Annotated in this window: 22 protein-coding genes; 9 read left to right on the top strand and 13 right to left on the bottom strand. The window is 69.7% G+C overall.

The window, feature by feature from the left end; genetic code table 11:
- Positions 1-223: 223 nt before the first annotated feature.
- On the bottom strand, positions 224-1,333 hold the full coding sequence (locus tag AC5L35_RS12970) for a DUF418 domain-containing protein (RefSeq protein ID WP_495059815.1): 1,110 nt from the start codon (positions 1,331-1,333) through the stop codon (positions 224-226).
- A gap of 266 nt (positions 1,334-1,599) precedes the next feature.
- Here AC5L35_RS12970 and AC5L35_RS12965 point away from each other — a divergent pair, with 266 nt between their 5' ends.
- The gene (locus AC5L35_RS12965; RefSeq protein ID WP_495059814.1) at positions 1,600-1,734 is read left to right on the top strand and encodes a hypothetical protein; all 135 of its coding nucleotides are present in this window, start codon (positions 1,600-1,602) and stop codon (positions 1,732-1,734) included.
- A 341-nt stretch (positions 1,735-2,075) separates the two neighbouring features.
- Complete coding sequence (locus AC5L35_RS12960; RefSeq protein ID WP_495059813.1) at positions 2,076-2,519, top strand: Rid family hydrolase; 444 nt, start codon at positions 2,076-2,078, stop codon at positions 2,517-2,519.
- A 230-nt stretch (positions 2,520-2,749) separates the two neighbouring features.
- Here the strand turns inward: AC5L35_RS12960 and AC5L35_RS12955 are convergent, their stop codons facing one another.
- Positions 2,750-4,888, bottom strand: a complete 2,139-nt coding sequence (locus AC5L35_RS12955) for a phosphocholine-specific phospholipase C (protein ID WP_495059812.1) — start codon at positions 4,886-4,888, stop codon at positions 2,750-2,752.
- Between the two features lie 324 nt (positions 4,889-5,212).
- Between AC5L35_RS12955 and AC5L35_RS12950 the strand changes: the two genes are divergently transcribed.
- The gene (locus AC5L35_RS12950) at positions 5,213-6,070 is read left to right on the top strand and encodes an alpha/beta fold hydrolase (RefSeq protein ID WP_495059811.1); all 858 of its coding nucleotides are present in this window, start codon (positions 5,213-5,215) and stop codon (positions 6,068-6,070) included.
- Between the two features lie 38 nt (positions 6,071-6,108).
- Here AC5L35_RS12950 and AC5L35_RS12945 read toward each other — a convergent pair whose 3' ends face one another.
- Positions 6,109-7,212 (bottom strand): glutathionylspermidine synthase family protein, encoded by a 1,104-nt coding sequence (locus tag AC5L35_RS12945; RefSeq protein ID WP_495059810.1) that lies wholly within the window; start codon positions 7,210-7,212, stop codon positions 6,109-6,111.
- A gap of 445 nt (positions 7,213-7,657) precedes the next feature.
- On the opposite strand from AC5L35_RS12945, the gene AC5L35_RS12940 reads away from it, so the two are divergent.
- Complete coding sequence (locus tag AC5L35_RS12940) at positions 7,658-8,089, top strand: alpha/beta hydrolase (protein ID WP_495059809.1); 432 nt, start codon at positions 7,658-7,660, stop codon at positions 8,087-8,089.
- A 20-nt stretch (positions 8,090-8,109) separates the two neighbouring features.
- On the opposite strand, the gene AC5L35_RS12935 is transcribed toward AC5L35_RS12940, so the two are convergent.
- Genes AC5L35_RS12935 through AC5L35_RS12920 form a run of 4 tightly spaced genes read right to left on the bottom strand, consistent with a single transcriptional unit; the run spans position 8,110 to position 11,988 of the window.
- Positions 8,110-8,721: a hypothetical protein gene (locus AC5L35_RS12935; protein WP_495059808.1), complete on the bottom strand. Its 612-nt coding sequence runs from the start codon at positions 8,719-8,721 to the stop codon at positions 8,110-8,112.
- Complete coding sequence (locus tag AC5L35_RS12930; protein WP_495059807.1) at positions 8,718-9,617, bottom strand: carbohydrate ABC transporter permease; 900 nt, start codon at positions 9,615-9,617, stop codon at positions 8,718-8,720. The genes AC5L35_RS12935 and AC5L35_RS12930 overlap by 4 nt, the downstream gene beginning before the upstream one ends.
- A complete protein-coding gene (locus AC5L35_RS12925) occupies positions 9,617-10,600 on the bottom strand; it encodes a carbohydrate ABC transporter permease (protein ID WP_495059806.1) in 984 nt (327 codons plus the stop codon). Before AC5L35_RS12925 ends, AC5L35_RS12930 begins: the two co-directional genes overlap by 1 nt.
- Positions 10,601-10,623: 23 nt before the next feature.
- Positions 10,624-11,988, bottom strand: coding sequence for an ABC transporter substrate-binding protein (locus tag AC5L35_RS12920; protein WP_495059805.1), 1,365 nt, complete (start codon positions 11,986-11,988; stop codon positions 10,624-10,626).
- Positions 11,989-12,251: 263 nt separating this feature from the next.
- Between AC5L35_RS12920 and AC5L35_RS12915 the strand changes: the two genes are divergently transcribed.
- Positions 12,252-13,598, top strand: a complete 1,347-nt coding sequence (locus tag AC5L35_RS12915; protein ID WP_495059804.1) for a Gfo/Idh/MocA family protein — start codon at positions 12,252-12,254, stop codon at positions 13,596-13,598.
- A gap of 13 nt (positions 13,599-13,611) precedes the next feature.
- On the opposite strand, the gene AC5L35_RS12910 is transcribed toward AC5L35_RS12915, so the two are convergent.
- The 3 genes from AC5L35_RS12910 to AC5L35_RS12900 form a co-directional block, all read right to left on the bottom strand.
- Complete coding sequence (locus AC5L35_RS12910; RefSeq protein WP_495059803.1) at positions 13,612-14,607, bottom strand: LacI family DNA-binding transcriptional regulator; 996 nt, start codon at positions 14,605-14,607, stop codon at positions 13,612-13,614.
- 135 nt (positions 14,608-14,742) lie between these two features.
- The gene (gene bfr, locus AC5L35_RS12905; protein WP_169395743.1) at positions 14,743-15,228 is read right to left on the bottom strand and encodes a bacterioferritin; all 486 of its coding nucleotides are present in this window, start codon (positions 15,226-15,228) and stop codon (positions 14,743-14,745) included.
- A gap of 81 nt (positions 15,229-15,309) precedes the next feature.
- Positions 15,310-15,507: a (2Fe-2S)-binding protein gene (locus AC5L35_RS12900; RefSeq protein WP_169395742.1), complete on the bottom strand. Its 198-nt coding sequence runs from the start codon at positions 15,505-15,507 to the stop codon at positions 15,310-15,312.
- Positions 15,508-15,603: 96 nt separating this feature from the next.
- Here AC5L35_RS12900 and ligD point away from each other — a divergent pair, with 96 nt between their 5' ends.
- From ligD to AC5L35_RS12880, 4 genes are all read left to right on the top strand, one after another.
- The gene (ligD, locus tag AC5L35_RS12895; protein WP_495059802.1) at positions 15,604-17,523 is read left to right on the top strand and encodes a non-homologous end-joining DNA ligase; all 1,920 of its coding nucleotides are present in this window, start codon (positions 15,604-15,606) and stop codon (positions 17,521-17,523) included.
- A 26-nt stretch (positions 17,524-17,549) separates the two neighbouring features.
- Entirely contained in the window at positions 17,550-18,347 is a 798-nt protein-coding gene (locus AC5L35_RS12890) for a glycerophosphodiester phosphodiesterase family protein (RefSeq protein ID WP_495059801.1), read from the top strand.
- The gene (locus AC5L35_RS12885) at positions 18,344-19,651 is read left to right on the top strand and encodes an MFS transporter (protein WP_495059800.1); all 1,308 of its coding nucleotides are present in this window, start codon (positions 18,344-18,346) and stop codon (positions 19,649-19,651) included. Before AC5L35_RS12890 ends, AC5L35_RS12885 begins: the two co-directional genes overlap by 4 nt.
- A 298-nt stretch (positions 19,652-19,949) precedes the next feature.
- Complete coding sequence (locus AC5L35_RS12880) at positions 19,950-20,294, top strand: RNA polymerase-binding protein RbpA (RefSeq protein ID WP_169395738.1); 345 nt, start codon at positions 19,950-19,952, stop codon at positions 20,292-20,294.
- Positions 20,295-20,354: 60 nt separating this feature from the next.
- Here the strand turns inward: AC5L35_RS12880 and AC5L35_RS12875 are convergent, their stop codons facing one another.
- The 3 genes from AC5L35_RS12875 to lnt are packed head-to-tail and all read right to left on the bottom strand — an operon-like array spanning position 20,355 to position 23,237.
- On the bottom strand, positions 20,355-20,852 hold the full coding sequence (locus AC5L35_RS12875; RefSeq protein WP_495059799.1) for a phosphoribosyltransferase: 498 nt from the start codon (positions 20,850-20,852) through the stop codon (positions 20,355-20,357).
- Positions 20,849-21,619, bottom strand: coding sequence for a polyprenol monophosphomannose synthase (locus AC5L35_RS12870; protein WP_495059798.1), 771 nt, complete (start codon positions 21,617-21,619; stop codon positions 20,849-20,851). Before AC5L35_RS12870 ends, AC5L35_RS12875 begins: the two co-directional genes overlap by 4 nt.
- Complete coding sequence (lnt, locus tag AC5L35_RS12865) at positions 21,612-23,237, bottom strand: apolipoprotein N-acyltransferase (RefSeq protein ID WP_495059797.1); 1,626 nt, start codon at positions 23,235-23,237, stop codon at positions 21,612-21,614. The genes AC5L35_RS12870 and lnt overlap by 8 nt, the downstream gene beginning before the upstream one ends.
- Positions 23,238-23,243: the final 6 nt, after the last annotated feature.

Raw genomic sequence — 23,243 nt, 5'->3', positions numbered from 1 at the left:
AGCCGTCGTCGATCGCGAGGTCGACGATGAACAGCGAGATGGTGAATCCGATCCCGCACAGCGTGGCACGTCGACGCTCGCGCTCGGTGCGGTGAGTGTTACAGCGCGTCTACGGGCACTCCGGGCATCCGGACCCAGCAGCCCGATCTATCGCCCGGCGACACAGGTCAAGATCGTTGACGACGAACCCGCTGGCGCCCTCATCACCGGCGAGCCGTACGCCTCACCGTATTGCTTCTCGAGTCCGAGACAACCGCATCGGCGGGCGAGTGAGATAAGTTCCAACTCTCCATATCCATTCCAACGGACCGTATGTGAAACGAGAGAGCCACCAGCTGCAGAAGGCCAGTTGGAGAATCCAGATCGGCACACAAAGCAGGAGGAGCATCGAGGAGGAAATCGTCATCACGGATGCGAGAGTGGCGACGACGGTGATACCGAAGATCCCGTGCGTGACGTAGCTGGTCAACGCCATCCGCCCGTAGCGCTGCAAAGGGAGCAGTCGTGCGCGCAGCCGCGACGAACGCAGGAGCAATACCAGGCCCGACAAGTAGGTGACCGCCGGAATGATGGCAAGGTTTTCGTTCATCGAGTCGATCAAGTTGGTGTCCGTCAGCGACAGTCCGTACGCCCAGAGGGCGACCGTGCCGACTGTCGCGACGGCGAACAGGACACGCACTGCCGGAATCCGGCGCTCGTCAGTCAGTAGTCCCGCCCGGAATGCCCAGCAACCGAGCAACGTGTGTCCCAATGATTGGACCGCGACCCAGGCGGCCAGCATAGGAACCGTCTCGATACTGGTGCCGGCATGGTGATTCACCACGGCGACCAGGACGGAACCGAGGTTGCCGCCGCACGCGATCACCAGGCCGACGATCAGCAAAACCCACTGCGGGGCACGGAAGAACAACGCGAGCAGGGTGCCGTTGACCGCGTAGACCATCAACACGTCGGGGGCGTGCAGCAAGAACAGGTTGATCGCACCGAAGGCCAAGAGGATGGCCATCCGGCGCAGGTACGGAAGCCACACCTTGCCCCGAAGAGACATGTTTTCGTACAGGATCGCCGCGCTGACCCCGAACAGGAAAGCAAAGATGAAATGGAACTTGTCCAACACCAGCAGGTCGACCACGCGGCCACTCCACACGTCCCATGGTGAAACGATCGCAGGAGGCCGATGGTTTTGATTCGCGTAGTAGTACCCGATGTTGACCAAAAGAATCGCCATGACCGCGATCGCCCGGATGATGTCGATCGACTCGATCCGCTGCTTGACTGCGCGGTCGAACCTGGCAGCCGACGGTAGTCCCCGTGTCGGCCCGTCAACGTTCAACAGAATTTCCTTGCGTGCGCCACGTGTCAAGTTCTGGGAAGCCAAATTTGCCCTGGTTACGGAGCGTACTACACAGTGTCACGCAAGGCGGGCCGGCATCTGCGTTCCGCAGGGATGGCCTGAACCGCGCCGCTACGGCGGAAGAAATGCAGGTCGGAAAGCTGACTCACGGCGGGAAACACGAAAATGCCTGGTCGATGTCTGAAAAGTCGTCGCTGCTATTCTCGTCTCGAACGCTCGGTATGCTCTGATTGTCTGGTTCTCCGGTGACGGTCCCGGGGGAAGCCGAACAGCGACCCGGTGCCGTCCGCCTGCTGACCTGGACTCGTGAGGATGGCGCGCTCAACGACGACGGCCTGCTCACCAGCCACCCCGGCGCGTGGGCCGCGGAACTAAACTGAACGGCTCCGGGCTGGACCCTGATCTGCCACCGCCGACTCGCTCGGGCCGTGGCGCGCGGGCGTGCAGGACTGGAGCGTCGGCCGCTGGTGTGACATGTTCGAGGTCCGTGACTTCCTCATTCGGCGCGTGTTCATCTACCGCGGCCCCGACGACGCCGGCCGCGGAGTGGAACCTGCGCAGTCGAGTGACGAGCACAAGCATCTCCGGACTTGCACGCGGACTTCCCTGCATGATTCCTCGCCGAGGACGGCACCGATGAATCTGGTCGGCACCTACAGATCCTTCGTGATCACGGCTCCTGTGATCACGGCGTTCCAGTCCGACACCACGAAGGAGAACCATGCCTGCAGCGCAAACTCCTGACACACACACTGAGAATTTCGGTGTTCCGTGGGAGGAATCCTACGGCTACGTCCAGGCGATCAAGCACGGTGACACGATCTACGTGTCCGGGCAACTCGCGCACGACGGCGCCGACCTCGTAGCCGCGGCCCCGGTCGACGAGCACGGCAATGTCACGGACTACGGGAACATGGGCGAGCAGATGCAACAGGCCTACCGCAACGCCGAGACGTTGCTCCGCCGGTTCGGAGCCTCGCTGGCTGACGTGGTGGAGGAAGTCCTCTACGTGCTTGACATCGACGCGGCATTCCAGGTGGCCGGGCCGCTGCGCAAGGCCGCCTACGGACGCGAGGATCCATTGGTGGCAAGCACACTGGTCGGCACACCGCGGCTGGCCTTTCCTGAGCAGCTGATCGAGATCAAGCTGACCGCCCGGGTATGAGCGGGACTCAGCCTATCTCGGAACCACGAGCCCGGTGGGGCCGGTGTACTGGCGCCAGCGACCTCGCGAGTACTGGGTGACCCTCTACTCCCCCGACGACCCGGACGGACACCGGCGGCGACAGCGCGACGAACCGGCGATGAACCGGCGTGGACGACCCTACGAGCCGGACCGCGACGCACTCGGGCTTCCAGCCCGACGCCACGGTCCGGTCGTCGCTACGGGCCGGGTCAGCCGGTGATGCTGGCCTTCCCGGTCTCCAGGTGGCCGATGAACCGCTGCGACCACGCGGCGTCGCAGTCGGCCGTCGCGGTCACGTCGTACCAGCCGCTGCTGACCCCCAGCGGGCTGACCGCCCACGCCTCCTTGCTGTGCGGGGCGACCTTCACCTTCTGCGGTGCGCCGGAGATGTAATGGTTGTGCGTGACGGTGAACTCCACCGGCGAGTCTCCGTTGTTCCGCAACCACAGCTTCAGCTTCGGTCGTGCGGTCGACCTGCCGTCGTAGTAGCTCGCCTCGACCACCAGGTCCTTGCCGGCGGTGGCGACGTCGCCGACGAAGCGGCGCAGGAACCGGTTCGGGCCCGTGATGGTCAGGTCGTATGCGGTGTCGCCTGCGGACGAGCCGACGGGGCCGGTGCCGGTGGCCGTCTCCTTGGCGCCGACCGTGTACTGGCCCGGGAACTTCGCCGGGTACTGCGCCAGCGCCGGGGAGCCGCCCTTGTTGTCGTAGACGGTGAAGTGGCTCGCCTTGGTGACGAACGGGGCGTCGTTGCTGAACGCAAGGTTCACCCCGCCGTCGCCGAAGCCGGTGAGGTTGGCGTTGGGCTGGTACGGCAGCGGGCGCGCCGGCTTGGTGCCCTGCTCCTGGGTGGGCATCGTGTTGTCGCCCGGCAGCGGGGTGTACTTCGTCTCGGGGACGAGCTCCCCCGTGTCCGGCAGGTCGGGCAGGCCGTAGACCGGCGAGGCGAAGTCGAAGGCACCGGTGAGGTCACCGCAGACCTTGCGGCGCCAGTCGCTGATGTTGGGACAGATGGCCGGCTTGCCGAGGGCCGTCGTCCACTTCTCGATGAGCTGGATGACCGAGGTGTGGTCGGAGACCTCGGAGGTCACGAAACCGCCGCGGGTCCAGGGCGACATGAGGATCAACGGCACCCGGAACCCGAGGCCGACCGGGAGGGCGGCGGTGGTGCCGACGGAGACGAACTCGTCCGCCTCACCCGGCGCCGGCAGGGGCGGCGGCACGTGGTCGAACTGACCGTCGTTCTCGTCGTAGTTCAGGATCACCAGAGTCGAGTCGAGAACACTCGGGTCGGCGTTGAGGGCCTCCAGGAGGCCGCGGAGGAAGTACGCGCCGTTGCTCGGGGCCGTCACCGGGTGCTCGGAGAAGAACTGGTTGTTGACGACGTAGCTGACCTGCGGCAACGAGCCGTTGAGGACGTCGGCGCGAATCGCGGCGTTGATGTTGTCGGCGTTGCCCGCGAGTCCGGTCACCGGCTCGGGGACGTTCTTCACGCCGTTGTCGTAGAAGACGTTGCCCGGAGCGGCCGTGCCGCCCTGGGTGGGGTCGAGCGCGGCGAACGTGGCGAAGTACTCCAGTCCGTTGTCGCCGTAGTCGTCGGCGCACTGGTACACCCGCCAGCTGACTCCGGCCTTCTGGAGCGTCTCGGCGTAGCTCTCCCACGGCAGGGACTTGCCGCGCTCGTCGCCGCCGTCGTTGGCGGTGAAGCTGCCGTGCTTCTTGTCGGCGTTGATCGTCCCGCCCCACAGGTAGGTGCGGTTCGGGCCGGTCGCGCTGAGCACGGAGCAGTGATAGGCGTCGCCGACCGTGTAGGCGTCGGCAAGGGCGTAGTGGAACGGGAGGTCCGCGCGGTCCAGGTAGCCGAGGGTGGTCGGACCGCCCTTGGCGTCGTACCAGCCGTTCATGAGGCCGCCGTTCCAGGCGCCGTGCTGGTCGGCCCACCCGTGGCTCGTGCCGCCGTAGTTGGCGGCGCCGAGCTCGGCGCTCGGCGGGGTCGCGCCGCTCCAGGACTTCGCCCCACTCAGCCGCCAGGGGTACTGGGTCTCGACCCCTTCAGCGGGCTTCTTCGGCTGCTCCCAGACGGACTTGCCACCCGGCAGCTGGATCGTGGAGCGGTCGCCGAACCCCCGCACCCCCTTGAGGGCGCCGAAGTAGTGGTCGAAGCTGCGGTTCTCCTGCATGATCACGACGACGCGCTTGATGTCGCGGATGTCGCCGTGCGCCTTGCCGGCGGCGGCCGGGGCGGGAGTCGCGGCAGCGCTCACGCCGGGCAGGGCGACCCCGATGGCGGCGGCACCAGCGACGGACGCGGCGGCGCCGAGGAAGTTTCTGCGGGACAGTTCGGACATGGCTCGAGGACTCTCCAGGCTCGGGGATGCGCTTGGAGACACTGGGGCGGTGATCTTGCCCCCGGATGTCGGGAATCCGACGGAGAAATTGCCGCCTACGCAAGAACTAGATCACTTGTGCAGCAGTTACCGTTGGACCGGACATTCCGTCGGGATTGTCCTGATTGCGTCGGAACAACGGCCTCGCCCCCACGGTGATCATCCCGTACCGATCACACCGCACGAGAGCACCTGGCAGGCTGCGCATGAACATCGTCCTGAACGATGGTCTCGATCGCGAACCATCGCTTGTGGCGATGACTGGGGTGTCCTAGCTTGACGTTCATGACCGATCACCGTTCCCACGGCGAGAAACTCGTCGAGATCAACGATGTCGAGCTGTGCGTCGAGACCTTCGGAGACCCCCGCAACCCGGCCGTCCTGCTCGTCGATGGTGCGGCCGCCTCGATGCTGTGGTGGGAAGCCGAGCTGTGCGAACAGATCGCGCGCGGCGACCGGTTCGTGATCCGCTACGACAACCGGGACACCGGCAGATCCACCAGCTACCCGCCCGGGCGCCCGGGCTACACGTACACAGACCTGGCCGGGGACGCGCTCGGCATCCTCGACGCCCTGAACGTCGAACGCGCGCACGTCGTGTGCCGGTCCATGTCCGGCGGCATCGGGCTCATGGTCGGCGTGGACCACCCCGACCGGGTCGCATCGCTGACGTTCGTCTCCACCTCCACGGGAGAGGACGGCCTCCCACCGTCGTCGGATGGGCTCACCAGCGACACCCCCGCCGACCCGGACCCCGCCGATCCCGCCGCGGTGGTGGACTTCGTCGTCGCATCGGCAAAGGCGTTCTCGGGTGGCTCGCCCTACTTCGACGAAACCGCCATGCGAGCGCTGGTCGAGCGGGACGTGGCCCGCACACACACCATCGCGTCCACCCTCGTCAACCACTACGCGATGAGCTTCGACGGAGCGTCCCGCGGCTTCGGCGACATCACGGCGCCGACCCTGGTGGTGCACGGGGACCACGACCCGCTCGTCCCCCTCCCCCACGGACAGGCCCTGCGCGACGCGATTCCCGGCGCGACGCTGCTGGTCCTGGAGGGAGCGGGGCACGACCTGCCGAAGCCGCTGTGGGACGTGTTCGTACCGGCTCTGATCCAGCACACCGGAGGCGGCCGACCCTGATCCGCGATTGCCACCGCCACTCTCGTTCCACAGCCGGGTCAGACTGCGAGCGGCTCCGGTGCGAACAGCACCGCGTTCGGGCGTGCGCCACGGCGCATACCGATCACCACGTCCCTCGTGGTGAGGCCCGGAGCCATGTGGCGCACCAGTACGCCGGCCGCCGCGCCGTCGACCATGAACAGGCTCAGCACGAACGGCACCCGCGTGGTGACCTGCTGCCCGGACTCCTGATCGCGGAAGGGCATCGTGATGCGGTCGGACTCGACGCGGCGCTGGAGCACCAGAGGCGACTCGCGCGCCGCATCGGCGACAGCCGACTGCCAGTTCTGCGCCGACGTCTGGCTTCCGAAGATCACGTCGTTACCGGATCTGCCGACGGCCGGCTTCGCGACCAGCCGGTCCCGCTCGGCGGCCGCCATGCACAGCAGTCCCCTCTCCACGTCCGGATCCCGGTCCAGACCGAGGCACACGGTCCACGGAACGTGGGCGCGCACCAGTGCGCGGTCGGCCGAGCCGAGCACGCCCGCCTCACAGTCCTCGTGGAGCCAGGACAGCACCGCCTTCGACGAGACGAGCCCCGACTCCGGGCGGGGGAACAGTTCGACGGTCCGGGCCCGGTCCGCCGTACGCAGTGCGGCGAGCCCGCCGCCGTCGTCGACGATGTGATCGCTACCGCGCCACCCGAGCAGCACGATGTCGACCGGCACATCGGAGGCGAGCAGCCGTCCGGTGGCGTCGAGGCCCAGGTCGCCGAGGTCGGTCTGGAGGACCTCGAGGCCCACCTGCTGCGCACCGGCCAGGACGCCCGGCTTGATCATGTAGCGGCGGTGCCGCGCACCGGTGCCGTCCAGCACCGAATGGACCGGGATGAGCAACCGGCCCGGACCGCCGTGCCCGTTCTCGGCTCGCGGCGTGCGGGTCAGCGCCGCGCACTGCGCCGTCACCGTGGAGGGCGGCAGCCGCAGACCGATCTCCGGGCACAGCCGGACGTAGGCCTCCGCGAGCCAGAACGCCACCCCGTCGCCACCGAGCCGGGTGCTGATGTTGAACTCCAGAAGGCGCGGCCTCCCCTTTTCGACCAGGATGTCGGGACGCGCGAATCGGCTGAGTTCTGCCGCAACCAGTGGGCGGTCAGGATCCATCAAGAGGATCTGATGGGGAAAGCGAAGTATTCGATGCAGTTCACCCACCGTCGACGCACGGCGACAGCACGCATCCACGGCCAGGCGTAGCAACCGGGCCGTGAGGGACTCGAGCCCCCGGTAGGCCCGTTCCCGGACGACCATCGGTCGGAGTGGTTCCCAGCGCCTGCCAGGCCTGCCTTCGCGCTGGTAGGGCCCCCATTCGGCCGAAGCTGCGCGGCGCGCGACGAGCTCTGTGCGGAGCTCCTCGGGTAGGTCGTGCCAGGTATCGTCGATGACCACGTCGACATGGTCGGTTTCGGCCATACCGCGACTTTCCACCAGAATGTGGAGAACGGCAGGATCGGGGGATTTCTCTCATCGAGGGTGGCGCCGCGAGGCTCTCGTTTCTACCGTCGTTCCACCGAGTACTCGGGTTCGGCGGATATCGGGAACAGGAGACACCGTGGGTGGAGCACCCCACGGGGCGGCTGGGCTCCCCGTCTCACCTGTCACGAGCGCCCGCTCCGGGCGCACCGTGCTGGCCATCGACTGGTTCTCCCACGGCATGTCACGCCGGCTCGAGCACGGCGAGTGGGTGCACCGGAGCATCCTCGACGTCCAGACCGAGATCGGGGTCGGCGTGGACCAGTCCCCCGGCCGCCCGGTCCTGGTCGGCCACAGCATGGGTGCGTTGGCGTCGCTGGCGTACGCCGTCGGTCACCGCGACGTCGTCGCCGGTCTCGCCCAGGGCATCGGAGCCACCCTCGGCACCCTCGACGGCGTCGGCCACGGCGTCGCCTTCGACCCGGGCCGGCCGGCCCTGTGCGAGCGCATCGACGGCTGGCTCAGCGTGGTGCTCGCCGCCGAGCACCACGCTGAGCCTCCCCCACGATGATCATCGCGAGGCACCGATCATCACCGCACGAGGGCCCGGAACAGCGCGTGGAGGGCCAGCACCAGCAGCGCAGGCAGGAGGAGCGCCACGCCGGGCAGGAGCACGGCCAGCGTCGCGGCGATCAGGGTGACGCCCAGCGCCGCGGCCCCGGCTCCCGGTGCCCGCAGCAACGCCGCCCAGCCACCGGCGAGTGCGCTGCGCCACGAGCCACCCCCGGCGAGCAGCGGCACGGCGAGCAGCACCACCGCGAGCAGGCAGCCGGTGGCCACGAGCAGCGCCACGAGCGCCACGCTTCCCCCGGGGACCTCCCCGCTCGCCAGCCAGCGCACCTGGCGGACGACCACGAGGGCTGCCAGTCCCCCGGCGACGCTGACGACCGCGCCGGGCACCAGCCGCCCCAGCAACTCGGCGGCCATGTCACGCCACGGGGGCAGGTCGTCGTGGTCGATCCAGTGCCCCACCGCCGACGACAGCACCGCGACCACCGCACCGACCGTCAGCAGCGGCAGGCAGAGCACGACGGCCACGATGCCGAGCAGGCACAGCTCCGAGACGCGGCGCAGCTGCTCCTTCCACCCGCGCCCGGACCCCGTGGGCTCCGGGACCCGCCGCCGCAGCAGGCCCACATTCATCCCTTGATCCCGCTCGTGTTGATCCCGTCCACGATCAACCGCTGGAAGAACAGGAAGAACAGGAAGACCGGCACGAGTGAGAGGACCGACATCGCGAACATCGGGCCGACAGCGTTCTGCCCGCTGGAGTCCAGGAACAGCCGCAGGCCGATCGGGACGGTGTAGCTCGTGAGGTCGTTGAGGTAGACGAGCTGGGAGAAGAAGTCGTTCCAGGTCTGGATGAACGAGAAGACCGCGGTGGTGACCAGAGCGGGCTTCGTGAGTGGCAGCACGACGTGGAAGAAGCGCCGGTAGGGTCCGCAGCCGTCGATCTCGGCCGCCTCGTCGAGCGTGCGCGGGATCCCCCGCATGAACTGCACCATCAGGAACACGAAGAACGCGTCCGTGGCCACGAACTTCGGCACGACCAGCGGCAGGGGCGTGTTGATCCAGCCCAGGTAGTTGAACAGCACGTACTGGGGCACGATCAGGACGTGATGTGGCAGCAGCAGGGTGCCGATCATGAGTGCGAACCACATGCCACGCAGGGGGAAGCGCAGCCGGGCGAACGCGAACGCGGCGAGTGCGCAGGACACCACGTTGCCGACCACCACGCCCGCGGAGATCACCGCGCTGTTGAGGAAGAACCGGCCGAAGCTGACGCCGGGGATCCCCGACCATCCCTCGCTGTAGTTGCCCGGGGTGAACTCCCGCGGCCAGATGTCGAGGTTGTTGAAGATCTCCTGGGGCGACTTGAACGACGTGCCGATCATGTACGCGATCGGGTAGAGCGCGACGACCAGCAGACCCACCAGCAGCACGTGCGCCGCGGTGCGGTCGTACCAGCGCCGCTGACCCGAAGGCGGTGGTGCCTGCTGCTCCGGTGCGGGCGGAGCGAGGACGGTCGGAGTGGCCATCAGCGCTCCCCCTCGTCGGCGTAGTGGACCCACAGGGAGCCGCTGCGGAACACGAGCGCGGTCACCAGGCCCAGCGCCACCAGGAAGATCCAGGCCATCGCCGAGGCGTAGCCCATCTGGAAGTCGCCGAAGCCGCGCAGGTACAGGTAGAGCGTGTAGAGCAACGTCGAGTCGGCCGGTCCGCCGGTCCCCCCGCTGATCACGAACGCCGCCGTGAACCCCTGGAAGCCGGCGATGGTCTCCAGCACGAGGTTGAAGAACAGCACGGGTGAGAGCAACGGCAGCGTGACGTGCCAGAACTGTTTGGCGCGCCCGGCGCCGTCGAGCGCGGCGGCCTCGTACATCTCCACCGGGATCTGCTTGAGCCCGGCGAGGAAGATCACCATCGGCGCCCCGAACTGCCAGGCCGCGAGCAGCACGAGCGTGCCGAGCGCGGTGGACGGGTTGGTGATCCAGCTCCGGCCCTCGATGCCGAAGAACCCGAGCACCTCGTTGATCGCGCCCTGACCCCCGAACAGGGTCTGCCACGCGATGGCGATCGCGACGCTGCCGCCGAGCAGCGAGGGCACGTAGTACAGCGAGCGGTAGAGCCCGACACCGCGCCGGTTGCGGTAGAGCAGCAGCGCCACCCCGAGCGCCACCGCGAGCTTCAACGGCACCGAGACCGCACCGAACAGCAGGGTGGCGCCCACCGCGTGCCAGAACTTCGGGTCGTCGGTGAACATCCGGACGTAGTTGTCGACGCCGACCCAGTCGGGGTCCTGCAGGAGGTCGTAGTCGGTGAAGCTCAGGTAGAGCGAGTAGAGCATCGGCAGCAGGGTGATGCCGAACAGGCCCAGCAACCACGGCGAGAGGAAGACGTACCCGGCGACGGCCTCCCGCCTGCGGTCCCGGCGGACCCCGGCGACCGGTGGGCCGGCCTCCGATCGCCGGGCCGCTGTCTCCCCCGGCGGTGCGGCCGTCGGCCCGGTCGCCGTCGTCACTGTGTCCTCCATCGAAGTTCCCGTCAGCTGCTCGCGCGCTCGAGGGCGGACGTCGTCTGGGAGACGAACTCCGCGGCGGCGTCACTCGTCGACTGGCGCCCGAAGCCGGCGTTCTCCGCAGCGGAGATGAGCAGCTGGACGATCTGCGAGTCGCCCTGGGCGGGCACGGGCGGCGTGTCCCCGGCCTGGCTCGTCACCCGGTCGTCGTAGGCGGCCACGTACTTCAGCTGCTCGCTGAAGCTCGGGAGGATCGCCGCGCTGACCTGGTCGTTGGGTGGCAGGCCCCGTTCGGTGCCCAGGATCGCCCCGGCCTCCGGGTCGTTGACGAAGAAGTTGATCACGTCGACGGCCGTGGCGACGTTCTTGCCGCCTGCGTAGGCGGTGAAGAACTGCGACGGGCGCGCGTAGGCGCCGGTTCCCGGACCGGGCAATGGCACGAGCATCAGCTTGTGGTCGGTGGCCTTGGCGAGCTCGGTCAGCTGGTTGTCGTAGGAGAAGGTGGCCACGGTCTGCTTCGTGGCCACGGTGTTCTTGGAGATGTCACCGGCGTTCGCGGGCTGGGCGACCTCAGCGGGTGACGCCGCGCCGCTGTCGCGGAGCTTCGCCCACAGGTCGAGCCACGCCGTGGTGTCGGCCTCCGTGAAACCGGGCTTCTGGCCGTCGTAGAGCTCCTTGCCGTTCTGCCGCAGCCAGTACTCGAAGGCGCTGAGGTTCGCGCTCTCGTCGCGCGTGCCCCACACCTTGCCGCCGGTGGCCGTGGTGACCTGGGCCGCCCAGGTGCCGAACTCGTCCCAGCTCGCCCATCCGGTCTCCGGCGGGACCAGGCCGAGCGGTTCGATCACCGTGGTGTCGACGGCGAGTGCCTGGGTGTTGGAGGCCAGCGGCAGGGCGTAGAGCTTGTCGTCGACCTTGCCGGTGCCCAGCAGCTTCGGGTCGATCTGGTCGACCTTCAGCGTCTTGCCCGTCCAGGGGTTCAGGTCGGCGATGAGTCCCTTGTTCGCGTACTCGCGCAGCGCCCGGTTGTCGATCTGGATGATGTCCGGCGCGTTCCGGCCGGCAGCCGAGGTGTTGATCTTGTCGTAGTAGCCGGAGTAGCCCTGCCACTGCGTGGTGAAGGTGACGTTGGGGTGGGACTTCTTGTAGAGCTCCAGCACCTTCTCGGTGTTCTCGGCGCGGGCCGGGCCGCCCCACCACGCCACCGAGAGCTGCACGGGGCTGTCGGTGACGGGGGCCGCGCCGGGCTCCTGGTCCCCTGCCGAGCCGCCGCCACAGGCCGCTGTGGCGAGGAGCGCCAGCGTGGCGGTGGCCGCCAGCACATGCCGTAGCCCTCGCCGACCCGCGGTCGGTGGCACGGGCGGCGCGGGACGGCGCCTGCCGGAGATGGTCATGAGGGAGCTCCTTCGGTCTCTCACTGCCCTGCTGCGCCGCTGTGTGCCGGGACACACGCGCGCGACGCCCATTAGGTCAGGGGGCGCGGGCGCGGTCAATGGCTCTTGCGGAAATTTTCAAGCATTTGCATCATGACGTCATCACCATCTGGGAAGCCTCGCGGCGAACCGCGCGAGGGGACGGGATGCCACTCGACCAGAGCAGCGGCTACAAGCGTTTGCACCCCCGCACCCGGCCACCGGAACCCGACGGCAGGAGCTCCATGAGCACCAGCGCAGCCACGCCCTCCTCCCCCACCCGCACCCGCTTCGCGATCGTCGGCCTCGGCAGCCGCGCGCAGATGTTCGTCCGCGCGCTCGCGAGCACGCACGCCGACCACGCCGAGCTGGTGGCGTTCTGCGACGTGAACCGCACACGCATGGAGGTGCACAACCGGGCCGTCCAGGAATTCGGACAGGCGCCGGTGCCGGCCTACCGGCCCGAGGACTTCGTGGCGATGCTCGAACGGGAGCGGGTCGACGCGGTCATCATCACCACGATCGACCGCACCCACGACGAGTACATCGTGGCCGCGCTGCACGCCGGTTGCGACGTCGTCACCGAGAAGCCGATGACCACCGATGCCGAACGTTGCCGGCGCATCCTCGCCGCCCAGGCCGAGACGGGCCGCACGGTGACCGTCACCTTCAACTACCGCTACAACCCCGTGCACGCCAAGGTCCGGGAGGTCCTCGCGAGCGGGGCGATCGGCGAGGTCGGGTCGGTGCACTTCGAGTGGCTGCTCGACACCCGCCACGGTGCCGACTACTTCCGCCGCTGGCACCGGGACAAGGCCAACTCCGGTGGCCTGATGGTGCACAAGGCCACCCACCACTTCGACCTCGTCAACTGGTGGATCGCCTCGTCCCCCGAGGTCGTGTTCGGGTTCGGGAAGCTGTTCTTCTACGGCTCCGGCAACGGCGGCGCCCGCGGTCTGGCCCGCCCCTACGACCGGGCACACGGTGCCGGGTCGGCCGGCGATGACCCGTTCGCGCTGGACATGGCCGGCTCCCCCACCCTCAAGGCGCTCTACCTCGACGCCGAGCACGAGGACGGCTACCACCGCGACCAGAACGTCTTCGGGGACGGCATCACCATCGAGGACGACATGACCGTCGCGGTGCGCTACCGCAGCGGCGCGACGATGAGCTACCACCTCACGGCGTACTCGCCGTGGGAGGGCTACCACGTGGTGTTCAACGGCAGCGAGGGTCGCCTGGAACTGGACGTCGTGGAGAACTCGTTCGTCGACCCCGGCACGGCCGGGACGGCGCCGGGCGAGGCCCTGCACGGGGTGGCGGCAGCACCGGAGCACTCGTCCACGCTCACGCTGCGGCGGCACTGGGAGAAGCCGGTGGAGCTGAACCTGCCCGACGCCACCGGTGAAGGGCACGGTGGCGGGGACGCGCGGATGCTCGCCGAGATCTTCGGCGGCGAGCGCACCGCCGACCCGCTGGGGCGCGCCTCCACCCACCGCGACGGGGCGTTGTCGCTGCTCACCGGGCTCGCGGCCAACCGCTCCTTCGAGACCGGCCTGCCGGTTGCGGTGGACGACATCCTGTCGCTCTGACCGGCAGGCGCGATCAGCGCGTGGCCACCGGCACCGGCACCCGCGGTGCGGTGGTCGAGCGGACGATCAGCTGGGTGGGCAGCCAGCGCTGCAGCTCCGGGCCGGGCGGCAGCTCGTCGAGCAGCAGGTCCACGGCGGTGCGTCCGGCTGCTTCCATCGGCATCCGCACGGTGGTGAGGGGCTGGGTGGTCATCGACGACATCTCGATGTCGTCGAACCCCACCACGCTCATCTCCTCCGGCACGGAGACCCCGCGGGCGGCGAGGCGGTTCAGCACCCCGATCGCCATGAGGTCGTTGAAGGCCAGCACGGCCGTGACGCCGCGCGCGAGCGCGAGGTCGGTGGCCTGGATGCCGCCCTGGAACGTCGGGGGGAACGGCCCGAGCTCCACGGCCTCGACGTCGCAGGCGGGGGCGGCTGCCCGCAGGCCACGCAGGCGTTCCTCGCCCGCCCATGAGGAGGCCGGACCGGACAGGTGCGCGATGCGCCGGTGCCCGAGCGCCCCGAGATGCTCCACCGCCTGCCGGACGCCGTCCGCGCTGTCCATGAGCACGGTGGGCAGGCCGGTGTCGGCGCGGTTGAGCAGCACCAGTGGCGCGATCCCGACCAGGCGGTCGAGCTGGTCGGAGTCCTCCCGGGGCGAGCACAGGACGATGCCGTCCACCTGCTTGGCCATCGCACCGACGACCTCGGCCTCGACGCGCGGGTCCTCGGCGGCGTCGGCCAGGAAGACGACGTGGCGTGCCTCCCGGGCCCTGGCCGCGCAGCCCTTGAGGACGGCGGAGAAGAACGGGTTGGCGACGTCGGGGACGACGACGCCGATGTTGCCGGTCCGGCCCGTGACGAGGCCACGGGCTGCCCGGTTGGGCTGGTAACCGAGCTCCTCGGCCACCTGCAGCACCTTGCGGCGCGTCTGCGGGTGCACCATCTCGGGCACGGTGAACGCCCGGGACACGGTGGACACCGACACCTCGGCAGCCCGGGCCACATGGTGGATGGTGACCGCCATCAGATCGTCGCCGCCACGGCCGCTCCCGTCATCGCTGACCAAACTCTGCAAACCGTTTCAGACACTGTCAAGCTGAACCGGCCGGTCGGGTGGTCGCGTCGGGGTGGCTGTCCGGGAGCTGTGCGAGGTCGGAACTCAGCCCGGGGTGGGCGGCTGGTCGACGAGCTGGGCGAGGTAGAGCTGCTCACCGAGCCGGTCCATCAGCTCGAGGTTCGTCTCGATGTAGTCGATGTGATGCTCCTCGTCGGCGAGGATCTCCTCGAAGATGTTGGCCGTGGTGATGTCCTGCTTCTCCCGGCACATCGTGATCCCGGGGCGCAGGCGCTCCACGACCTCGAGCTCGATCGCGAGGTCGGACTGGAGCTGCTCGCGCACGGTCTGGCCGATACGCAGGGTGGACAGGCGCTGGTAGTTGGGCAGCCCCTCGAGGAACAGGATGCGGTCGGTGATCTTCTCCGCATGCCGCATCTCGTCGATGGACTCCGCGCGCGTGTAGGCAGCGAGCTTCGTGAGGCCCCAGTTCTGCTGCATCTTCGCGTGCAGGAAGTACTGGTTGATCGCGGTGAGCTCGCTGGTGAGCTGGTCGTTGAGCAGAGCAATGATCTCGGGGTCGCCACGCATGCTGCGACGGTAGCTCCGCTCCCCGATCGTGGCGAACGCAGTACCGCCTTTGCGCAGGTCAGGCCAGCCTCAGCTGGCCCGTCAGGCGGAGACGGGAAGCCCTGCCAGCTCCGAGGGAGCGTGTGCCGCGGCGAGGAAGACGTCGATGTGATCGTGGCACGACCCACAGCCGGTGCCGGCTCCGCATGCATCGCCGATGTCCTCGACGCTCCGTGCGCCGCTCGCGATGCAGGAACGGATCACAGTGTCGGGTACCGCCTCGCAGATGCAGACGTACACAGGCACTCCTTCGTTCAGGTAAGGCTATGCTTGCAGCGCCGGGCCGACCGGCGCAAGAGCCAATCCGATGTCGGGCACAAGCCCTAACCTGACGCAGTGTCACTGGACGAGTACCGCCGCAAACGCGACGTGCGGCGCACCCCGGAGCCGGTCCCGGACGGGGATCCGCAGCCCGGTCCGGGCCACCGCTTCGTGATCCAGGAGCACCACGCCAGGCGGTTGCACTGGGACGTGCGCCTCGAGCGCGACGGGGTGCTCGCCTCGTGGGCGGTGCCGAAGGGCCTGCCCACCGACCCGGACACCGTCCGGCTCGCGGTGCGCACCGAGGATCACCCGATCGAGTACCTGGAGTTCTCCGGGGAGATCCCGGCAGGCGAGTACGGCGGCGGCGCGATGACGATCTGGGACGCCGGCACGTACGAGACCGAGAAGTGGAACCCGCGCGAGGTCATCGTCCGGTTGCGGGGTGACCGGGCGACCGGCCGGTTCGTGTTCATCCGCACCGACCGTGGCACCGGGAAGGACAACTGGTTGCTGCGCCGCTCCGACCCCGCTCCGGGGCGAGAGCCACTGCCCCACGACGTGCTGCCGATGCTCGCGACGCCCGGTGCGCTCCCCCGGGCCGATGACGACCGCGACCTGTGGTGGCAGGTCGGGTTCGGCGGGAGCCGCGTACTGGTACGCGTCGAGGGCGGCCGCGCCACGATCACCGACGAGCACGGCGTGGAGCTACAGGTGCCGCGGCTGCGTGACCTCGGGCCCTCGCTCGGCGCCACGCAGGTGCTGCTCGACGGCGAGCTGGCCGGACCCGCGGACCGGCCCGAGCTCTGGATCGGCGACCTGCTGCATCTCGACGGGCGCGACGCGTGCCCGCTGCCGTTCCACGAGCGGCGGGCGTTGCTCGAACGGCTCCCGCTGGACGGCCTGCACTGGAAGCTCGCGCCCGTGTTCCACGGCGGCGGCGCGGAGGTCGTCGCCGCGGCCGGGCAGCAGGGCCTGCCGTCCGTGGTGGCCAAGGACGCAGGCTCCCCGTACGAGCCCGGGCGACGCAGCGCGCACTGGCTGGAGGTGAGCACCGGGCCGGAACCCGCACGGACACGCCGCCCGCCCCGTCCCGACGGCGGCGAGACCCGCGTCGGGCGGGCCAGGCTGACCAACCCGGAGAAGGTGCTCTACCCGCTCACCGGCACCACCAAGGCCGACGTGCTGGCCCACTACCTGGCCGTCGCCGACGTGATGCTCCCGCACCTGCGGGATCGGGCGGTCACGCTCGTGCGCTGGCCGGACGGGGTGGAGAAGCCCTCGTTCTTCGAGAAGAACGTGTCGCGCCACGCGCCGGAGTGGATCCGCACGGCCCGGGTCGGCACTCCGGGAGGCCGCTCGGAGAAGGCCGACTTCCCGCTGATCGACGACGCCGAGGGGCTGGCGTGGGCGGCGAACCTCGCCGCGCTCGAACTGCACGTCCCGCAGTGGCGGATCGGCCCGCGTGGTGGGCACCAGCCCCCGGACCTGGTCGTGTTCGACCTCGACCCGGGCGAGGGCACCACGGTGGTCGACTGCGCGCGGGTCGCGGAACGGATCGCCGACCGGCTGGCCGACGACGACCTCGTGGCCCACCCCCGCACCAGCGGGGGCAAGGGGATGCAGCTGTACCTGCCGGTCACCGTCACCCGGGCGGAGCAGACCTCGGAGTTCGCCAAGGCACTCGCCGAGGAGCTCGCCAGGGAGACCCCCGGCCGGGTCACCGACGTGATGGCCAAGGCGCGGCGCCGTGGCAAGGTGTTCGTCGACTGGAGCCAGAACAACCCCCACAAGACCACGATCGCGAGCTACTCCCTGCGCGGCCGGTCCCTGCCCACCGTCGCGACCCCCGTGACCTGGGAGGAGGTGCGCGCCTGCCGGCGTCCCGACGACCTCGTGTTCACCGCCGACGACCTACCGGCCCGCATCGCCGAGCACGGTGATCTGCTCGCGCCGCTGTTCACCTCTCGGCAACGCCTGCCCCGTCGCGGGTGATCGACAACTACTGGCAGGCTCCTCGCGTGGATCGCCACCCCTACCTCGACGGCCCCTACCCCCGGGCGTATGCGCACCGCGGCTGGCACACGGGCGAGCTCGCGGGATGCGAGAACACGCTCGCCGCGTTCCACCGGGCCGTCGACGAGGGCTTCAGCTATCTCGAGATGGACGTGCACGCGAGTGCGGACGGCGTGCCCGTGGTCCACCACGACCCCACTCTGGACCGCACCACCGACGGAGTCGGGCCGATCGGCGCGCTGCCGGCGTCGGCGATCACCCAGGTACGGGTGAACGGCCGCGAACCGATCCCGCTGCTGGAGCAGGTGCTCACCGAGCTGCCCGACACCCGGATCACGGTCGAGCTGAAGTCCCACGCGGTCGTCGAGCCCGTCCTCGCCGTGCTCGACCGGACCGACAGCTGGCACCGCGTGTGCCTCGGCAGCTACCACGACGGGCGGCTGGCCAGAGCCCGGAGCATGGGCGGCTCCCGGCTGTGCACCTCGCTCGCCCAGGTCTCGGCGTCCGGGCTGCGAGCCCGGGCCTGGCTCGACGCCCTGCCCCGCCCGCTGTCGTGGCTGCCCGCCCCGCCCGTCACGGGCAACCTCGCGCAGCTGCCCCACCACTTCCGAGGGCTGACGGTCGTGGACGCCACGCTGGTGCGCACGGCGCACGAGAGTGGCCGCGAGGTCCATGTCTGGACGGTGGACGACCCGGCCGAGATGACCGCACTGCTCGACCTGGGCGTCGACGGCCTGATCTCCGACCGGCCCGACCTGCTGCGCGACGTACTGGCCTCCCGAGGCGTCTGGGAGGCGTCATGACCACCACACCACCCACCCCCGTCCTACCCGCCACCCGGGCACAGATCGCTGCCTGGGGCCTGTGGGACTGGGGATCCTCGGCGTACAACGCCGTGATCCTGACGTTCGTCTTCTCCGTGTACCTCACCGACGCGGTGGGTGCCGACCTGCCGGGCGACGTCAACGCGAACAGCTGGCTCGGCTACTCGATCGGCGCGGCCGGCCTGCTCATCGCGCTGCTGGCCCCGGTGATCGGGCGCAACGCCGACACCGGAGGGCACCGCAAGCTCTCGGTGGGGGTCTGGACGGCGCTGACGGTGGCGACGGTGGCCGCGCTCTTCCTCGTCCAGGACGACTACCACTTCCTGTGGCTGGGCCTGCTGCTCCTCGGGCTCGGCTCGATCTTCTTCGAGCTCGCCTCGGTGTCCTACAACGCGATGCTCACGCAGGTCTCGACGCCGTCGACGATTGGGCGGGTGTCCGCGTTCGGCTGGTCGATGGGCTACCTGGGCGGGATCGTCCTGCTGCTCGTCGTCTACATCGGCTTCATCAGCGGCGACGGCGGCGCCCTCGGCGTCCCCACCGAGAACGGCTTCAACATCCGGCTGGTCGCACTCGTCGCGGCCGGCTGGTTCCTCGTGTTCGCGATCCCGATGTTCATCGCGGTGCCCGAGTTGCCGGCGCGGTCCCGGCAGCCGCACCGGCTGGGGATCGTCGGCTCCTACCGGGCCCTGTTCCACGACCTGCGCGACCTCTACCGCACCAGCCCGCACACCGTGTACTTCCTCGCGGCGAGCGCTCTGTTCCGCGACGGCCTCGCCGCCATCTTCACGTTCGGCGCGGTGCTGGCCGTCACCGTCTACGGGATCGGGGCGGGGGACGTGCTCATCTTCGGCGTGGCCGCCAACGTCGTCTCCGCGGTCGGTGCGCTGGTCGCCGGAAGGATCGACGACCGCACCGGGCCGAAGGCCGTGATCGTGGGGTCTCTCGCGGGCATGCTGGCTGTCGGCGTCGTCCTGCTGTTCGTGTCCGGTCCGACGATGTTCTGGATCTTCGGGCTGTTGCTCACGCTGTTCGTCGGGCCCGCGCAGTCGTCCTCGCGCACCTACCTCGCCCGGCTCGCCCCGCCCGGCCAGGAGGGGCAGCTGTTCGGCCTCTACGCCACCACCGGGCGCGCGGTCTCGTTCCTCGCCCCCACGTTGGTGGGTCTGTTCACCTACCTGTTCGGGTCCGATCGCGCCGGGATCGTCGGCATCCTGCTGGTGCTCGGCGTCGGGCTGCTGGCGCTGTGGCCGGTGCGACCGCCGGCCACGACCGCCGTCTGACCAGGCCGAAAGGGCGCATGCACCACCTTCGGTAACCGGAAATCGGTGGTCGTGTGAACACCTCGTCAACGCCGGTGACATAAGTCACAGTTGGCTGACACGTCACAGTTGCGTGTGTAGCGGCCCGCTATCGGGGACACTCATCGGTCGGGGCGCGAAACGTCTGGTGTCTGTCATGCGACAACGACACCTGATGAGACCGCTCCGATGGCGGGAACAGACGGCTGCTCCGCAGACGTTACACCCGGTGGAAATGCCCGAGGGAGGCTCCCTTGGGCCGTGAACGGGAGGATGACGCATGGCCGACCGCGTGCTCCGTGGCAGCCGGCTCGGGGCTGTCAGCTACGAGACCGACCGCAACCACGACCTCGCACCGCGGCAGTCGATGCGCTACGCGTGCCCGCGGGGGCACGACTTCGAAGTGCCCTTCGCCAACGACGCGGAGGCACCGGCGACGTGGGAGTGCCGACTCCACGGCAGCATCTCGAGGCTCGTCGATGGCAACGAGCCCGAGCAGAAGAAGGTCAAGCCCCCGCGCACCCACTGGGACATGCTGCTCGAGCGCCGGTCGGTGGCCGAGCTGGAGGTGCTGCTCAACGAGCGCCTCGAACTGCTGGCCGAGCGCCGTCGCGAGATCGCCTGACCGCACGTCCTCGGAGCCGGGTCGCCCATCGGGCGGCCCGGCTTCGTCGTGTCCGGACCGCTACTGCCCGACCGCCCCGGCCGCGCGCCGCACCACCGGGGGCTGCGTCGACCACGGGAAGTTGATCCACCGGTCGGTGCGCTTCCACACGTACTCGCACGACACCGTGCTCTGCGGCTTCTCGTACACCACGGCGCAGCGCACGTCGGCCACGTGCCCGGCGCAGAAGTCGCGCACGAGCTTGAGGGTGGCGCCGGTGTCGGCGACGTCGTCGGCCACGAGCACGGTGGACCCGGACAGGTCCACCACGTTGGGCACCGGCGGCAGCAGGATCGGCACGGGCAGCCGCTCGTTCACCCCCGTGTAGAACTCGACGTTGGCGAGATGCAGGTTCTTGACGTCGAGGGCGTAGCCCAGCGCACCCGCCACGAACAGCCCGCCCCGCGCGATCGACAGGATGATGTCGGGCTCGTAGCCGTCGGCCGCGACCAGCTCGGCCAGCTCCCGCGAGGCCGTGCCGAACCGTTCCCAGGTCAGCTCCTCGCGAGCCTCACTCATGCACGTACCGCGCCGTCGCTCACCGCGTCGTCGCGCCCCGGGGAACGGTGCAGGAACCGGTTGGCCCCCCAGCACGTCACACGCCAGAACGCCTCGGCCACGATGGCGCCGCTCATCTTGGACACGCCGCGCTCGCGCTCGGTGAAGGTGATCGGGACCTCGCGCACCCGGAACCCGGCCTGCACCGCGCGCCACGCCATGTCGACCTGGAAGCAGTAGCCCTGCGACGACACCTCGTCGAGGTCCAGCTCCTCCAGCACCTGGCGCCGGAACACCCGGTACCCGCCGGTGATGTCCTGCAGCGAGACGCCCAGCGCGAGGCGCGAGTAGAGGTTGCCCCCTCGCGACAGCCACTCCCGATGCGCCGGCCAGTTGGACACCGCCCCACCGGCGACGTAACGCGATCCCAGCACGACGTCGGCGTCGTCGAGGGCGGCCAGCAGGGCCGGGAGGTCCTCCGGGGCGTGCGATCCGTCGGCGTCCATCTCGACGACCATCTGGTACTCGCCCTGCAGCGCCACCCCGAACCCGGCGAGGTAGGCGGCACCCAGCCCGGCCTTGGCCTCGCGGTGCAGCACCTGGATCCGTGGGTCCTCGGCGGCCAGCTTGTCGGCCAGCTCGCCGGTGCCGTCCGGGCTCGCGTCGTCCACCACGAGGACGTGCGCCGTCGGCACGGCGGCGTGGAGCCGCGACAGCACCGGCTCCAGGTTGTCCCGCTCCTCGTAGGTCGGGATCACCACCAGCACCGGAACCGTCGGCTCAGCCATTCTCGTCCTTCCCCGCACGCGTGCCCGTTCGACGCCGAGTCACGAACCCGACACCGACCGCCACCACTCCCAACGCGACCAGGACCCACTCGGGTACGGCCCGCAATCGAGTAGCCAGCGTAGTGGTGTCCTTGAGAGTGGTTCGATCGACCAGTACGTCGGGGGTGAACTGTCGGGTGCTGGCCGTGACGGTGCCGTCGGGAGCGATCGTGGCGCTCACTCCGCTCGTGGTGGCGACGATCACCGGACGGTCGTGCTCCACGGCGCGGATCCGCGAGATGGCCAGCTGTTGGTAGGTCATCTCCGTCAGCCCGAAGGTGGCGTTGTTGCTCGGCACGGCGAGCACGGTGGCACCCGCGTCGATACTGTCGTCGACCAGGTCGTCGAACGCGATCTCCCAGCAGATCGCGACCCCGACGCGCACGCCCGCCATGTCGACCGCCCCCGGCCCGTTTCCCGGCACGAAGTTCCCGGCACGGTCGACGTAGGACGAGAAGTGCCGCCAGAAGTTGCGCCACGGGATGTACTCGCCGAAGGGCTGCACCTTGCGCTTGTCGTTGCGCTCGACCACCCCGACGCCGGGCTCCCACACGAGCGCGGAGTTGCTGGTGGTGAGGCCGTCGGGGTTGTGCAGAACCGCGCCGACCAGGATCGGGGCCTTGATGGCGCTGGCCGCCCTGTCGATCCGGGCGGCCGCGTCGGGGTTCTGGAGGGGGTCGATGTCGCTGGAGTTCTCCGGCCAGATCACCAGGTCCGGCTGGGGCTTGCGGCCGGCCGCGACGTCGGCGGCGAGCTGCTCGGTGACCTTGACGTGGTTGTCGAGCACGGCGCGACGCTGGGAGTTGAAGTCCAGGCCGAGGCGGGGCACGTTCCCCTGGATGGCCGCGATCGTGACCGTCCGGTCCGGTGCCCCGGGAGTGGCGGGCACGAACGCCGCCAGCGGGCCGGCCACGAGCGTGAGCACGACGATCGCGGCTGGTGCGACGAGTTCGGCCGGCGAGCGGCGCAGGTCGCCGCGGCGCAGCACGAGCCTGCGCACCAGCTCGCCGAGCGCCAGCCCGGCCAGCGCGGTGGCGAAGGCCAGCAGCGGCTCCCCGCCGATCGCGGCCAGCGGCAGCAGCGGTCCGTCGGGCTGGCCGAACCCGATCTTCCCCCACGGCATCCCGCCGAACGGCACCCTGGCCCGCAGCGCCTCGCCGCCGATCCACACCGCCGCGGCCCAGAGCGGAGCGGCGGGCAGCCGCGACACCAGCGCCATCCCGGACCCGGCCAGCCCGATGAAGAGCGCCTCGAACACGCACAGCGCCACCCAGGGCAGCGGGCCGACGAGCGTGCCGATCCAGGTGAGCAGGGGCAGCAGGAACCCGAGCGCGAACACGAAGCCCCACCCGAACCCCGCGCGGATGCCCCGCCCGTGCAGCGCCGCCCCCAGGAGCGCGAACGCCGGCAGCGCCAGCCACCAGAGGGTCCGGGGCGGGAAGCTGGCGTAGAGCAGCAGGCCGCCTCCGCCCGCGGCGACGAACCGGAGAGCGAGCGCGGGCCACGGGCGGCGACGCCCGCTGGGCACGGAGGGCGGCCCCGGCTCGGATGCGACGGGGCTGGCGGTGGGTACGGCCACGGGAGG

This window comes from Pseudonocardia sp. OZ21 (genome assembly GCF_059359135.1).
The sequence above is the reverse complement of the archived record's forward strand: the minus strand, read 5'-3'. Positions and strand labels throughout refer to the sequence as shown.

Coding starts and splice junctions, on each gene's coding strand:
- AC5L35_RS12960 (WP_495059813.1), top strand. CDS start 2,076: ATGCCTGCAGCGCAAACTCCTGACACACACACTGAGAATTTCGGTGTT.
- AC5L35_RS12955 (WP_495059812.1), bottom strand. CDS start 4,888: ATGTCCGAACTGTCCCGCAGAAACTTCCTCGGCGCCGCCGCGTCCGTC.
- AC5L35_RS12950 (WP_495059811.1), top strand. CDS start 5,213: ATGACCGATCACCGTTCCCACGGCGAGAAACTCGTCGAGATCAACGAT.
- AC5L35_RS12945 (WP_495059810.1), bottom strand. CDS start 7,212: ATGGATCCTGACCGCCCACTGGTTGCGGCAGAACTCAGCCGATTCGCG.
- AC5L35_RS12935 (WP_495059808.1), bottom strand. CDS start 8,721: ATGAATGTGGGCCTGCTGCGGCGGCGGGTCCCGGAGCCCACGGGGTCC.
- AC5L35_RS12930 (WP_495059807.1), bottom strand. CDS start 9,617: ATGGCCACTCCGACCGTCCTCGCTCCGCCCGCACCGGAGCAGCAGGCA.
- AC5L35_RS12920 (WP_495059805.1), bottom strand. CDS start 11,988: ATGACCATCTCCGGCAGGCGCCGTCCCGCGCCGCCCGTGCCACCGACC.
- AC5L35_RS12915 (WP_495059804.1), top strand. CDS start 12,252: ATGAGCACCAGCGCAGCCACGCCCTCCTCCCCCACCCGCACCCGCTTC.
- AC5L35_RS12910 (WP_495059803.1), bottom strand. CDS start 14,607: ATGGCGGTCACCATCCACCATGTGGCCCGGGCTGCCGAGGTGTCGGTG.
- bfr (WP_169395743.1), bottom strand. CDS start 15,228: ATGCGTGGCGACCCCGAGATCATTGCTCTGCTCAACGACCAGCTCACC.
- AC5L35_RS12885 (WP_495059800.1), top strand. CDS start 18,344: ATGACCACCACACCACCCACCCCCGTCCTACCCGCCACCCGGGCACAG.
- AC5L35_RS12880 (WP_169395738.1), top strand. CDS start 19,950: ATGGCCGACCGCGTGCTCCGTGGCAGCCGGCTCGGGGCTGTCAGCTAC.
- AC5L35_RS12875 (WP_495059799.1), bottom strand. CDS start 20,852: ATGAGTGAGGCTCGCGAGGAGCTGACCTGGGAACGGTTCGGCACGGCC.
- AC5L35_RS12870 (WP_495059798.1), bottom strand. CDS start 21,619: ATGGCTGAGCCGACGGTTCCGGTGCTGGTGGTGATCCCGACCTACGAG.